Genomic DNA, 13,873 nt, shown 5'->3' with positions numbered 1-13,873 from the left:
GTTGTAGTAGCGGTAGTAGAGGTTTTCGTAAATGGTAAACAAGTCGCAATGGAGTTAAATAAATAATGAAAAGGACAACATTCACTCTAGACCCTTTACTCATATAAAAGAGATAAGACTTCATCATTTCTTTGATCCCTTATCTCCCTATAGAGAAAGCCGTATCCCTTTTAAGGATACGGCTTTCTCTTATTTTTGACTCGTACGAGCTGAAATGCTAATTGCTCTATCTGTTGCTTTGGCAGCTTCATCTAACGCTTCTTTACTATTCTTCCCGTCATACATTGCTTCTAATGCTTTTACAACTGCATCTCTTGATTCTGGGAATACACTAATTAAAGCACCTTGTGTTGCCGGAGTTTGCTTCGTCGCTTGCAGTTGATCTACTGTTACTTTCAACTGCGGATATTTTTCATATTGCTCTTTTACTAATGGCTCATTATATGCATCTGGATTAATTGAGAAATAACCTGTTGCAGTATGCCATTTTGCTTGTACGTCTGGCTTCGTTAAATATTTCATAAAGTCCCAAGCACCTTGTTGCGTTTCTTCTGAAACCATATTCGTCATCCATAATGATGCTCCACCAATAACAACACCATTTTGTTTCGAATCCTCTGGATACGGAATATATGAAACACCTACATTAAACTTAGATGCATCAATTAAATCACGAACACCTGCTGAAGAATCTAAATACATAGCAACTTGTCCAGACTGGAACGCGGCACGAATATCATCCCAACTTGCTCCATACTTTCCAAGTGCGCCAGCTTTATTTAAATCATCTAACATTCCAAATACTTTCTGTCCTTCTTTACCGTTAAATACCGCCTTCTTTGCAGCATCTTTACGGCCGTTTTCGTTATCTACATATAAAGCACCTTGTGTCGCTAACAATTCTTCAAAGAACCAACCATAGTTAAGCATGGAGAATCCATATTGTTTTACATTTCCACCTTCTTTAATCGTTAACTTTTTCGCTGCTTCTTGTAATTCCGCATATGTTTTCGGAGCTTTCTCTGGATCTAAGCCCGCCTTTGCAAAAGCATCTTTATTATAAATTAATACTGGTGTAGATGAATTAAATGGCATAGAATACATTTTTCCATCAACTGAATAATAATTTGTAATTGCTTTTTCTAATTTTGACGTATCGTACTTATCTTTTTTTATCCAGCTATCAATTGGTGTGATTTTTTTGCTATCAATCATATATTTCGTTGTAATTTCACTCGATTGAACAAGAGCTGGCGCTTCTTTCGTTGCAGACATCGTTCTAAATTTTGTTAAAGACTCTTCATATGTCCCTTGGAACTCTGCCTTTATCTCGTATTTATTTTGTGACTTATTATAGTCTGCAACAAGACCATCTAGTACACCTTGTGTTTTTCCACCCATCGCATGCCAGAAGCGAATTACAGTTTTATCACCATTTTTTTCAACTGGTGCTACTTTTGCCTGCGCTTCAGGTTTTCCCTCTGTTTTACTATTTGAACAAGCGGCACTAGATAATGCCATTGTTGCTGCCATTAATAGAGCAGCACCTTTTTTTACTAAACTCATTTTAAGCTCACCTTCTCTTAGTTATTTAATTGCACCTTTTGTTAATCCTTGTTGTAATTGTTTTTGTCCTAAAAATAGTAAAATCAATGTTGGAATAACGATAACCGTAACACCGGCCATTACACTTCCCCAATCAGTTGCAACTTCTTGAGACTGAAGCTGCTTTACACCGATTTGCACTGTTCTTACTTTTTCATCAGTGGTCACTAAAAGTGGCCATAAATACATATTCCATGTTGTTAAAAAGCTATATACTCCAAGCGTAATAAAACTCGTTTTACAATACGGTATTACAACGCTGAATAAAAATCTTATATTTCCAATCCCTTCAATAAAAGCAGCTTCTTTCAGTTCATTCGGGAGTGTCATAAAATGTTGGCGTAACAAGAAAATACCGAAAGCTGTTGCAAAAAACGGCACTGTCATCCCAGCGAAACTATTGATCCAGCCAAAGTTTTGAATCGTTAAAAAGTTAGGTACCATCGTTGCTTCCCACGGAATAAGCATCGTTGAAATAAACAGGAAGAAAATTAAGTTTCTCCCTTTAAATTGAAGAAAAACAAAAGCATACGCCGCTAAGCTTGATACGATAAGTTGTCCAATCATAACGACTGTCGATACAATTAAACTGTTATATAAGTATGTAAAAAGTGGTACTTTTTGAAAAATATTAATGAAATTATCAAAAGTAAATTGAGTTGGAAATAACCTTCTCATTTGAATATCGTCTGGTGTCATAAAGCTTATTAAAAACGCATACAGTACAGGAAAAAATACCATTACTGCACTAATTATGAGCAGCATGTATAATAGGAAATTTTGCTTCCACTGTTTAACAATCATTTATAATGCACCTTTCTCTCAGCAAACTTAAATTGAAGTAATGTAGCAATGAAAATGAAAACAAATAATACCATCGCTTGTGCACTTGCTGTTCCAAATTGATGATTCACAAACGCCTCTTTGTAAATCGAGTACACAATTAAATTCGTTGCATCATTTGGTCCACCGTGCGTTAAAATATCAATTTGTCCAAAGCTTTGGAACGCACTAATTAATGTTACTGTTACAATAAAGAATAAAGTTGGCGATAGCATCGGTAATGTAACACGGCGAAGCTTATATAAATAACTAGCACCATCTATAGATGCACTCTCATATAAAGACGTATCAATATTTTGTAAACCACCTAATATAACTAAAAATGCAAAACCTGTATTCACCCAAACTGTTGTAACTGATACAGAGAATAGTGCCCAGTCCGGACTCGTTAACCATGCGATTGCAGGAAGGTTCATAGAGGCTAATATATTATTAAATAATCCTACACTTGGATGAAATAAAAATAGCCAAATCACTGCACTAGCAGCTACTGATATTCCCATCGTCGAAGAAAACAGAACTCGGAATAACCCAATACCTCTTACCTTTCCATTTGCAATCAATGCAAGAAACAAAGCAAATATAATACTCGTAGGAACTGTATATAAAACAAATAATAAAGTTGATTTTATACTTTTGTAGAAGGCTGGATCAGAGAATAAATATTGATAATTTTCTAAGCCAACGAAGAGATTAGCTTCTCCATGTATATCGGTTAAATAAAAACTATAATAAATCGTCCTAAACAATGGATAGAACAGAAAAATCGAAAATAGCAAAATAGATGGCGCCAAAAACAATAATCCTATTCTTAAATCTTTCGTTCTCTCCCATAATTTTTTCTTTTTTGACACCTTTGTTTGAACTGGTAACTTACTTACTTCGATCATTATTTCGCCACCACTTTCAACTCTTCTTCAGCTACCACTTTTAAGCGTTCATTCGTGTTTTCGTTAAAGAAGCATAACTTTTCTTGCGAGAATAATAATTTTACTTTGTCACCTTTGTTCAGGAGTAACTGTCCGATAACTTTCGCACTCCAAGTTGTTCCATTTACCGCAAAGTTCAATATAGATTCATTCCCTAATACTTCTACAGATTGCAACGTCACTTCTTGTCCCTCCTCAGACAGTGCAATATGCTCAGGGCGCATGCCTATGCGAATTGTTCCTTCTGGTAATTGCTTTAACTGTCTAATAGATAATGGAATTTGCAATTTCCCTATATGTAATACACCTTTTTCTTTATCCACTTCTCCATCATTTATATTCATAGAAGGAGAACCTATAAAGCTTGCAACAAATTCGTTTGCTGGTTCGTTATATATGTCAAGTGGTGTTCCAACTTGCTGTATACTTCCTTTATTTAAAACCATGATACGATCTCCCATAGTCATCGCTTCTATTTGATCGTGGGTAACGTAAATCATCGTAATTCCTAATCGCTGCTGAATTTCTCTAATTTCAATTCTCATTTGCGCACGTAATTTCGCATCTAAATTCGAAAGTGGTTCATCCATTAAACAGATTGGTGCTTGACTCACGATCGCCCTAGCAAGCGCAACACGCTGTCTTTGTCCGCCTGATAATTGACCTGGTTTCATTTTCACATACTCTTTCAGTCCTACCATTTCAATAGCTTCCATTAGTCGCTTTTGTCGCTCTTCTTTTTGTACTTTTCTTACCTTAAGTCCAAATAAAATATTTTCTTCTACAGATAAGTGTGGATATAATGCATAATTTTGAAATACCATTGATAGATTACGGTCTTTCGGCTCTAGATCATTTGCAACACGTTCATTAATAATTAAATCTCCCGAAGAAATCTCTTCTAAGCCAGCGATCATTCGTAATAATGTGCTTTTCCCGCATCCCGAAGGCCCAACTAAAACAAAAAATTCGCCCTTCTTAATATGAACCGATACGCCTTTAACCGCTGTCTCTTCTGCATTTTTATATACCTTTGAAACATTTTTCAATTCAATCACAAAGTTGCACTCCTTTTTTCTTCATGTATCCATACTTCATAATGACTTGTTGAAATCGCACTTGCTCCTGCACGAATTGCAATTTCCGCATCTTCTCGCGTTTGAATCAACCCGCCTGCAATAATAGGAAACTCTATTTCCTCTACTAGCTGTTTAATTATAGAAGGCATAATCCCCGGCATAATCTCTACTGCATTTGGTTTAGTCGTTTTACAATTTTCAATTGATTTAGTAAGAGATAAAGTATCTACAATAAAAATACGTTGAATTGTTTTCAATCCAATTTTATTAGCATTTCGAATTGTCGAACCCTTTGTTGAAATAATACCTTGTGCCCCGATAACATCTTGAATATACAAAAGTGCTTCCTCTGTATTCGTATTTAAACCTTGTATAAAATCACAATGAAGAAATACATCATGTCCATGTTTCTGCAATTCATATACACGCTCTGGTAATTCCAGCATTGAACCAGTCATAAGAAAAACTGTTTTCGGCAATTTTTTGTATGCTTTGTATCCTTCCCAATCCTTTATCATCGCAATATAAGGTTCTTTAAACATTCATTCCACCTAACTGTTCTATTTTTATCCAAACTAAAAACACCTACTTACATAGAACGCCTTTCTCCTTATTTGAACTCTAGGGAATAGAGCACACCTAAGAAAGTGGCACATTATATGTAAGTGGGTGTTCTCAAATATTCTCTACCCTAGTTATTTTGTTACTTTTACTATATTACGCATTTATTAAGTCAGTTTTGATAGATTGTTAATTAGGTGTTAATCGAATGTTAATATTCACCACATCATTTTTTACATTAATCTAGATATTAAAATATAAATAAATAGAACGAAACAATACTTAAAATTCAATCAATATGTAAATTCATTCCATAGTTAATGATTTTTAGTTTGCTTGCCACTGCTTGCAAACTAAAGTTATCCCAAGCGGTGCTATAAAGTGGAATGCGCCTTTTCTCTTGTATTGATATGGCCCAGGCTGTAACAACATCAGTACCATATCCGTTCCCTTGAAACTCCGCTAAAGTTTCCACACTTGCCTCAGCAGCTACGGGCGTACTTCTGGCACTGCAACAAACAGAAACTACTTTTTCATTTTTTACAATTGCCAAATAAGGTTGCCTCCTTATTTACTCCATATACCATCCATTCATAATCTATTTTTCATGTTCAAAATAAAAATCCCATTCAAATACACATTACTGAATCCATCATACTAACTGATTTCTTCATTCTGTCTATCTAAATGGGATTATTTTTCGTTTTTTACTCTACTGGTTGTTGTGGCTGTACTACTTCATTCGCTCCAGCTACCCTCAACATATTTACAATATCTTTAAAACCTCTTTTTTCAGCGTATTGCAGTGGCGTCAGATGTTCCTTGTTAGCCATGTTTACATCTGCACCGTGATCAATAAGCAATTGAATTACTTTCTTATGGTTTTCACTACCATTTCCTAATACAATTGCTTCTAATAGCGCTGTTCCACCACGTTCATTTTTATAATTCACATCAATATCTGTATGCTCTAATAATTCTTTAACAACCTCTACATGGCCACGTTCAGATGCAGAAATAAGTGCTGTCCCACCTGACCTAGTCGTTTCTTTCGTATTAACTCCTGCATTAATTAATACTTTTACAATATCCGTATATCCTTCTCTACTTGCATAAAGAAGTGGATTACTTTTTTTCTCATCTTTAATTTCAATATTAGCACCTGCACCAATTAATGCTTTAACTGTCTCTACATGATTTTGGTACGTCGCTGCAAGGACAGGCGTTTCTCCGTTGTCACCTTCTACGTTTATATTCGCTCCATCCTGAATCAACTTCATAGCTGTCTCTGTGTCTCCAAGAGTAGCTGAAAGTAACAACTGTTTGTCCATTAAATTTATACTTTTCTCTTCTTTAGATTCTTCCTGTTCTTTATGCTTCTCTTTTTTCTTTTCATTTTTCACATGAACCGGTTTCGATTCTGGTTCTTCTTGCTTATCGCAAGCCACTACCGTCATTAAAAGTCCTAATAAAATACATAATAAAATTTTTTGTTTTCTCACAACTACAGCTCCTATGAAAGATAATGTTTTCTTAACCATTCCTCCATCACATACAATAACTCTTCTTGAGTACATTTATCCATAAGCCCTTTAGATTCCTTCTTTAATCGGATTATCTTAAGCTTATACTATGTTTCTCAACCTATTGAAATGATACGCCTGATGGCCCCATCATTAACATTATGAAGCAATTAGTTTAGCACGTTTTTACCGCATTTGTATACATTTCTAAAAAGTACATAAATGATTGCTTTAGGTTACTATATTCCATTGTAACCGTTCTGCTAAAAATTTTACACCTTTTCTATATTTGCACCTGAGTAATAATAGAAAAAGACAACTACATAGTTGTCTTTTTCTATTAATGATGTCCACCATGATTTCCTGCTTTCGGTTTCCCCATCATCTCTTTATTCATTTCCCATTTATGCTCTGCTAGCTCTTTATACGAAAGAACTTTCCCCTTATAGTTAGATACAAAGCTCTCTGCATCTTTTTTATTTTTAAATGAAATGACATTATAAGCCATCGGTGTCGTTATTGTTTTATCATATACGTAAGTAGCGTCTTCTAACGAAATCCAATCTTTCGAATCATAATCTCGGACAAATTTCTCTTTCGTCTTTTCATCTGAGTTGATCTCCATCCATTTATACATACAACCGATATCATCAAACTTTAACGCTTTTCCATTTTCTAAAATAATTTCTGTTGCAAATTGATTATCTGTTACCCCAATTTGGCAAATATCACATTTATCATGTTTCTCATCAATGGCAACAGCTGCTGTTTCCTTTTTCCCACACCCGACTACTGTAAATACGAAACATAAACATATAGCAAGTACGACATATTTTACTTTCATCAATATTCCTCCCTAGAAACCGTATACTCCACGAAAAGAATACCAAAAGGTTGTGTGAGATTTGTGAAAAAACAATGTGCTTTTTGTAATATAGGAAACAAAAAAAGATGTGTAGTTATTTCTACACATCTCTCATCACTCACAACCTGTAATTAATAAATCATCTTCTAATTTAACTAATAATGTATCCGCACTAATTTCCTGTCCAACTTCTACATTTACCAATCTTATATTTCCACTAATCCCGACTGCAATTTTTTTTAGCTCACCGTCATTTTTTCGGATCATCAGTAATTTTTCCCATTCATATACGTAAGAAGATTCATTAATAAAAATCTCCTCTACTTTTCCTTCATAAGAGCTATAAATCTCTTCTATTCTCGTTTTCATATAACATCTACTCCCTATTTCACACTTCACTATTTTCATCTTATTCTACCATTCTTACGAGGAGTGGCTTACTTTTTAAAAATTCAAATTAACTACCGTGAACAAAATGAACAAAATAAAAATTATGCTTCTAATGATGTTATTTTTCAAATTATTTACCATTTGAATAGCTGCTTTTATTATAAATAAAAAACCTTTTTCTGAATTTTTATTCTATTTTGAAAGCGCAATCATTCTTTTGAGGGGGAAATTACATGTTAGCACTACTTGGATTTGCGATGGTATTTGTCTTTATGTTTTTAATTATGACGAAACGTATGTCAGCACTAGTAGCCTTAATATTAATTCCGAGTGTTTTTGCAGTAATTGGCGGATTCTATGCCAATATGGGGCCTATGATGTTAGAGGGGATTCAAAAATTAGCACCTACTGGTATTATGCTTATGTTCGCTATTTTATATTTTGGGATTATGATTGATAGCGGTTTATTTGATCCTGTCATTAGTAAGATTTTAAAATTTGTAAAAGGAGATCCTTTAAAAATCGTTGTCGGAACGGCTATATTGACTATTATCGTTTCTCTAGATGGTGATGGTACAACAACATACATGATTACAGTTTCCGCAATGTATCCACTATATAAGCGCCTTGGAATGAACCCCCTCATATTAGCTGGAGTTGTTATGTTAGGGGCGGGGGTAACAAATCTTACACCTTGGGGTGGACCCACAGCTCGTGTTATGAGCGCACTTGGACTTGAGGCTTCCGAATTATTTACACCTCTTATTCCAGGAATGATTGCTGGTGCAATTTGGGTTGTTTTCGTTGCCTACTATCTTGGAAAAAAAGAAAGAAAACGTTTAGGAATTATGGATGTACAGTATTTAAAACAAATGCAAACAATGGATGAGCAAGCTGCAACTGTTGAAGCTGCAGCGCATAAACGCCCTAAACTTCTATGGATTAACTTTTTATTAACCGCTGCATTACTTGTTTGTCTCATACTAGAAGTTATGCCGTTACCTGTTTTATTTACAGTCGCTTTTGCTATTGCTGTTATGATTAACTATCCAAACTTAGAGCAACAGAAAGAACGTATTGCTTCTCATGCAGGGAATGTATTAGCAGTTGTTTCTCTCGTATTTGCTGCCGGTATTTTCACTGGTATTTTATCTGGAACAAAAATGGTAGATGCAATGGCTAACAGTGTAGTAACTCTTATACCAGATGCACTTGGACCACAACTACCAATTATTACAGCACTTCTCAGTATGCCATTCACATTTTTCATGTCTAATGATGCATTTTACTTCGGGGTATTACCTATTTTGACGAAAGCTGCTGCTACTTACGGAATTAGTGCAGCTGAAATGGGACGCGCTTCCTTACTTGGGCAACCCGTTCACTTATTAAGTCCTCTTGTCGCTTCCACTTATTTATTGGTCGGAATGGCCAAAGTTGATTTCGGTGAACATCAACGCTTCACTTTATTGTGGGCCGTTGGAACGACAATGGTTATGTTAATTACCGGAATTGTAATTGGGATTATTCCAATATAAGATGCAAAAAAACAGTAGAAGAAATAAAATCCTCTACTGTTTTTTATTATGAAGAAGCAAGAAAATACCGTCTCTCCGGTCTCCCAACACTTCCATATATTAGCTCTGCGTGGACTTTCTTCCCAGATATCAAATACTCTAAATAGCGCCTTGCCGTTGATCGGCTTACTCCAATCATTGAGCTTAACATTTCTGCTGTAATCCCTTCTTCATTAACTGTTAACATATGCTTTTTTACTTTCGCTAAAGTATAAGGATCTATCCCTTTCGGGGCATATTCTATTTGATCTCCCTTCACGCCTCTTTGAGACCATAAATATTCAATTTGTTCCGTAGATAATTGATTGTTCTTCTTTAACTGTATAATCTTTTTTTGATAGCCTTCTAGACTTGCTTTAAATCGATCAAACATTAGTGGCTTTACGATATAATCTGTTACTCCGCCCCGTAGGGCGTGCCTCACTACATCTGTTTCCGATGCCGCTGTAATCATAATAATATCTGTATCGTGCAAATGATTCCTAATATATGTGACAAGTTCCGTTCCTTGCATATCAGGTAAGTACACATCTAATAACACGAGCTGTGGCTTCACAAGCTCTAGCCATTCTTTCGCTTGTTCTCCAGTCGTTGCCGTTCCAATTACTTTAAATCCCTCAATTTTTTCAGTAAAACGACGATGAATGTCAGCAATCCGAATATCATCTTCTACAATTAATACTTCAATCTCCTCACCCATTACTATTCGCCTCTCTCTTTCGGTAGTGCAATAATAAATAACGCACCACCTAAATCCCCTTTTTCAATCGCAATACTTCCATTTAAATCTTCTACTAACTCTTTCACTTTTGCTAATCCATACCCTCGCTCTCCTCCTTCTTTCGTCGAAAAGCCTTTATAGAATATGCTAGTAATTATTTCATCATGAATCCCTTGCCCTGAATCTTCCACTTCAATTAATATTTCTTCTCCAATATCAGTTACAAACATCCTTACTTTCTTATCATTCTCTTCATTTTTTTCAATTGCTTCAAATGCATTCGTAATTAAATTTCCTAAAATAGAAACGACATAATTACTCTCAATATGTGGACTTAATTTGTCTAAACCACTTTCTCTATCTAGCATAAAATCAATCTTCAACTCTCGTGCTCTATTATAAAATCCAATTAAAATTCCACCTAGCCATGGATTTTGAATCCGCTTCATAATAAATTGAACAAAATCTTGATATACCGCTGTTTCCTTATGAATAAGCTCTAAAGCATCTTCGTATGATTCTAATTGGATAAGACCTGAAAGCGTATACAATAAATTGTTATATTCGTGCGTTTGCGCTCGTAATGCCTCTGTATATTGCTTCGTCTGAGATAATTCTGCTGTTAACTGATCCATTTCAGATTTCAAACGTAAGCTCGATACAACGCCAGTTACTTTATTCTTTACTTTAATAGGTAGACGGTTCGCAATAACAGCCTGTCCTTTTATATTTAATTGACGATCAAACTGTTCTTCACCAGTTTGAAGTACATCTAGTATCGTTGAATTAGGAATTACATTTAAAATAAATTCCCCAATAATATTTTGTTGCTTATCTAGCGAAAGAATATCATAAGCTGCTTGATTGACTAAACTAATCATGCCAGTTTTATCGATTACAATAATCCCTTCACGTACAGATTGAATCACTGTACTATGCTCTTCATATAAAGATGAAATTTCTTCTGGTTCCATCCCGAACATCATTCTTTTTATACTTGCCGCTAAATATATAGAGCCGATTATTCCAATTAAAAGACCTATTATTGTAATCCAAAATACACGCTTTCCATACACTTCTACCGCTCCATGAATATCAGCCATTGAAAACCCAACAGACACCACACCAATAATTTCATTTTCCTGGTTACGGACTGGGACTTTCCCACGCAACGAAGGGCCTAATGATCCATTAGCTTTAGAAACATAAGATTTCCCTTCTAATAAAACGCCTTTATTATCTCCGCCAACCATTTTTTCTCCTATTTTATCTCGCTCAGGATGCGCATAACGAATCCCCTCTTTGTTTCCAACTACAATAAAGTCAGCCTCTGTATCAATTCGAATTTTTTCTGCGATTGGCTGAATAATAGAAGCTGGATTTTCTTTTTGAAAAGCTTCCTGAATTTCTGGTATCGCGGCAACTGTTTTCGCAACATGCAAAGCCCGTTTACCAATTTGCTCTTCTACCGTTTCAGATAATATGTAATAAAATAAATAACTCGTTAGCATAAGTACAACTAAAATAAGTGTACTAATAGTTAATGTAATTCTCGGTTGGAGTTTTAATTTTTTAAATTTCAAAACCATTCCCCTAACATGATTAAAGATAGAATTTAAAGAAAATACAGTTTTTTATTATCATAACACGGTTACTATATATTTCTTTCTTTTTTATCTTCATAAAAAAAGAAACGAAGCATAAGTACTACTTCGTTTCTTAACAGTTTATTATTATATTTTAAACTTACCAATCATCTCTTGTAATTCTTCTGCCATTTGTGATAAATGGACTGCTGCTGCATTTATTTCATCTACTGAAGCTAATTGTTCCTCAGAGGAACCAGCAATATTTTGAACACTTGCGGCATTTTCTTCAATCGTAGCTGCAATTTCATTAATAGATGCACTTACTTGTTTTGCATCTACCGTCATTTGTTTTGCTACATCTACCATGCTATCAATTTGTACAACTGTATCATTTGTAGACTTCAATATTTCGACAAAGCTTTGCTTCGTTTCATTTGCAACTACAAGTCCTGATTGTACTTCTGCTCCAACTTGATTCATAGAGCTTACTGTTTCTTTTATATCAAATTGAATCTCTTTCACTAGTTTCCCAATTTCCGTAGAAGACTGTCCTGATTGTTCCGCTAGCTTTCGCACTTCATCTGCTACAATTGCAAATCCTCTACCTTGCTCTCCAGCTCTCGCAGCCTCAATTGCCGCATTTAACGCTAATAAATTTGTCTGTTCTGCAATATGTTGAATTACTTCAAGGATTGCTCCAATTTGTTTCGACTTATCGTCTAACAAACCAATGATTTTGTCTGACTGTGAAACAGACTCATGAATTAATTGCATTTGATTCACAGTTTGTTCAACTAACTTCCCACCATTTTCAGCTTTTTTCTTCGTATACATAGAGGCTGTAGATACTAATGAAGAACTATCTGCAACACGCTGAATTCCTTCTGTAACTTCTTCTAACAATGTTGCTCCTTCTTCAACTTCTTTCGTTTGTATTTCTGCACCACTTGATACTTGCTCTATAGCTTGTGTAATTTGTTCCGTTGCTTCGCTTGTCTGCTTCATACTAGCTGTTAATTCTTCTGAAGATGCCGCTACATGACTTGCTGAAGTGTTTATATTAGAAATGACACTTTGTAACGATGCAGCCATCTCGTTAAAACTTTCTCCTAGCTGTCCAATTTCATCTTTAGAATGAACTGTAATTGATTCTGTTAAATCACCTTCACTAATCTTCTTCGATGATATGACAAGTTGTTTTAACGGTTTAATAATAGACGCAATTATGAAGTAAATTACAATCCCACCGATTATTAGTGAAATTCCAAGAACAGTTATTGTTTTATAGAAAATAGGTTCAGCCGCTTCGATAATTTCTTTGGAAGGCATAATTCCTGCTATTTTCCATCCAGTTTTCTTATTCGTTTTAAAAGTGATATTGCGATCTTCACCATCTAATGAATAATGAAAATCCCCAGCTTCCTGTTTATACAATTCTTTACTAAGTTTCTCTTCTAATTTCTCTCCTGGCTTCATTTTCGGGTGCGCTACTACATTTTTATCTTGATCAAATATCGCTACATATCCTTCCTTACCGATATTAACCATCTTAGAAGTAGTAACGATATCATTAATGATTAAGTCAATCCCAAGAACTCCACTTTTATCCTCGTTTTGTTTTGCTAGTGTAATAACAATATTTCCTGTCGTTTTTGACTTATATGGAGCAGTTACAATTACTTCTCCTCTTTTCTTCACTGCCTCTTTATACCAATCTCTTTCTGTAGGATTATATCCATCTGGCATCTGAATAGCTGGTGATTGAATGAACTGTCCATTACTAGATCCTGTATAGATTGCTTCCATTTCTGGATGCAGTTTATTGTATTCTTCTAGTTTATTTTGTATGTTTTGAATTTGATCTGCTTGGTAACTTGATTGTGTAAATAATTTCGTAAAATAAGTTGCATCTATTTTTTTACTATCCAATTCCTTATTAATTACATTATCCAAAATTTTTATATTATCTTTCGCCGAGTTTAAAATTGTTTCATTAAAATTCGTCTTCGCCTGTTGATAAGACGTCCAACCAATTACAATACTTGGAAGAATTAAAATAATAATAAATGATACAAGTAACTTTGTTTTTAAACTACTACTCCTTAATTTCCCTTGAAACATACTTCTACCCCTCCATACCGTTTTAAATGTAATTAATTAACATTTAATCTTTCTATAAAAATAATACGAT

12 protein-coding genes and 1 pseudogene are annotated in these 13,873 nt (G+C 34.7%); 1 reads left to right on the top strand and 12 read right to left on the bottom strand.

Going from position 1 to position 13,873, the window contains the following annotated elements:
* Positions 1 to 189 precede the first annotated feature (189 nt).
* The 9 genes and pseudogenes from BM089_RS25045 to BM089_RS25005 all read right to left on the bottom strand — a co-directional run bounded on the left by BM089_RS25045 (position 190) and on the right by BM089_RS25005 (position 7,774).
* Complete coding sequence (locus tag BM089_RS25045) at positions 190 to 1,566, bottom strand: ABC transporter substrate-binding protein (RefSeq protein ID WP_000060580.1); 1,377 nt, start codon at positions 1,564 to 1,566, stop codon at positions 190 to 192.
* 21 nt (positions 1,567 to 1,587) lie between these two features.
* On the bottom strand, positions 1,588 to 2,409 hold the full coding sequence (locus BM089_RS25040; protein WP_000635946.1) for a carbohydrate ABC transporter permease: 822 nt from the start codon (positions 2,407 to 2,409) through the stop codon (positions 1,588 to 1,590).
* A complete protein-coding gene (locus BM089_RS25035) occupies positions 2,406 to 3,338 on the bottom strand; it encodes a carbohydrate ABC transporter permease (protein ID WP_000573796.1) in 933 nt (310 codons plus the stop codon). Before BM089_RS25035 ends, BM089_RS25040 begins: the two co-directional genes overlap by 4 nt.
* Positions 3,338 to 4,435 (bottom strand): ABC transporter ATP-binding protein, encoded by a 1,098-nt coding sequence (gene ugpC, locus BM089_RS25030; protein WP_000571384.1) that lies wholly within the window; start codon positions 4,433 to 4,435, stop codon positions 3,338 to 3,340. The genes BM089_RS25035 and ugpC overlap by 1 nt, the downstream gene beginning before the upstream one ends.
* A complete protein-coding gene (locus BM089_RS25025) occupies positions 4,432 to 4,998 on the bottom strand; it encodes a glycerol-3-phosphate responsive antiterminator (RefSeq protein ID WP_090978368.1) in 567 nt (188 codons plus the stop codon). Before BM089_RS25025 ends, ugpC begins: the two co-directional genes overlap by 4 nt.
* 308 nt (positions 4,999 to 5,306) lie before the next feature.
* Positions 5,307 to 5,582, bottom strand: a pseudogene (locus BM089_RS25020) (GNAT family N-acetyltransferase); the annotation flags it as partial.
* A gap of 142 nt (positions 5,583 to 5,724) precedes the next feature.
* Positions 5,725 to 6,594 (bottom strand): ankyrin repeat domain-containing protein, encoded by an 870-nt coding sequence (locus BM089_RS25015; protein ID WP_000287336.1) that lies wholly within the window; start codon positions 6,592 to 6,594, stop codon positions 5,725 to 5,727.
* A gap of 286 nt (positions 6,595 to 6,880) precedes the next feature.
* On the bottom strand, positions 6,881 to 7,384 hold the full coding sequence (locus tag BM089_RS25010; RefSeq protein WP_000865665.1) for a nitrous oxide reductase accessory protein NosL: 504 nt from the start codon (positions 7,382 to 7,384) through the stop codon (positions 6,881 to 6,883).
* Between the two features lie 135 nt (positions 7,385 to 7,519).
* Positions 7,520 to 7,774 carry a hypothetical protein gene (locus BM089_RS25005; protein ID WP_000857376.1) on the bottom strand — a complete coding sequence of 85 codons (255 nt, stop codon included), beginning with the start codon at positions 7,772 to 7,774 and terminating at the stop codon, positions 7,520 to 7,522.
* Between the two features lie 254 nt (positions 7,775 to 8,028).
* Here BM089_RS25005 and BM089_RS25000 point away from each other — a divergent pair, with 254 nt between their 5' ends.
* Complete coding sequence (locus tag BM089_RS25000) at positions 8,029 to 9,333, top strand: CitMHS family transporter (RefSeq protein ID WP_053565293.1); 1,305 nt, start codon at positions 8,029 to 8,031, stop codon at positions 9,331 to 9,333.
* A gap of 46 nt (positions 9,334 to 9,379) precedes the next feature.
* Here BM089_RS25000 and BM089_RS24995 read toward each other — a convergent pair whose 3' ends face one another.
* The 3 genes from BM089_RS24995 to BM089_RS24985 form a co-directional block, all read right to left on the bottom strand.
* The gene (locus tag BM089_RS24995) at positions 9,380 to 10,072 is read right to left on the bottom strand and encodes a response regulator (RefSeq protein ID WP_000503468.1); all 693 of its coding nucleotides are present in this window, start codon (positions 10,070 to 10,072) and stop codon (positions 9,380 to 9,382) included.
* Between the two features lie 2 nt (positions 10,073 to 10,074).
* Positions 10,075 to 11,682: an ATP-binding protein gene (locus tag BM089_RS24990; protein ID WP_090978366.1), complete on the bottom strand. Its 1,608-nt coding sequence runs from the start codon at positions 11,680 to 11,682 to the stop codon at positions 10,075 to 10,077.
* Between the two features lie 144 nt (positions 11,683 to 11,826).
* Positions 11,827 to 13,803, bottom strand: a complete 1,977-nt coding sequence (locus BM089_RS24985) for a methyl-accepting chemotaxis protein (protein ID WP_090978364.1) — start codon at positions 13,801 to 13,803, stop codon at positions 11,827 to 11,829.
* Positions 13,804 to 13,873: the final 70 nt, after the last annotated feature.

The sequence above is a fragment of the Bacillus sp. 5mfcol3.1 genome (genome assembly GCF_900114335.1).
GTDB classification, from domain to species: domain Bacteria; phylum Bacillota; class Bacilli; order Bacillales; family Bacillaceae_G; genus Bacillus_A; species Bacillus_A thuringiensis_S.
The sequence above is the reverse complement of the archived record's forward strand: the minus strand, read 5'-3'. Positions and strand labels throughout refer to the sequence as shown.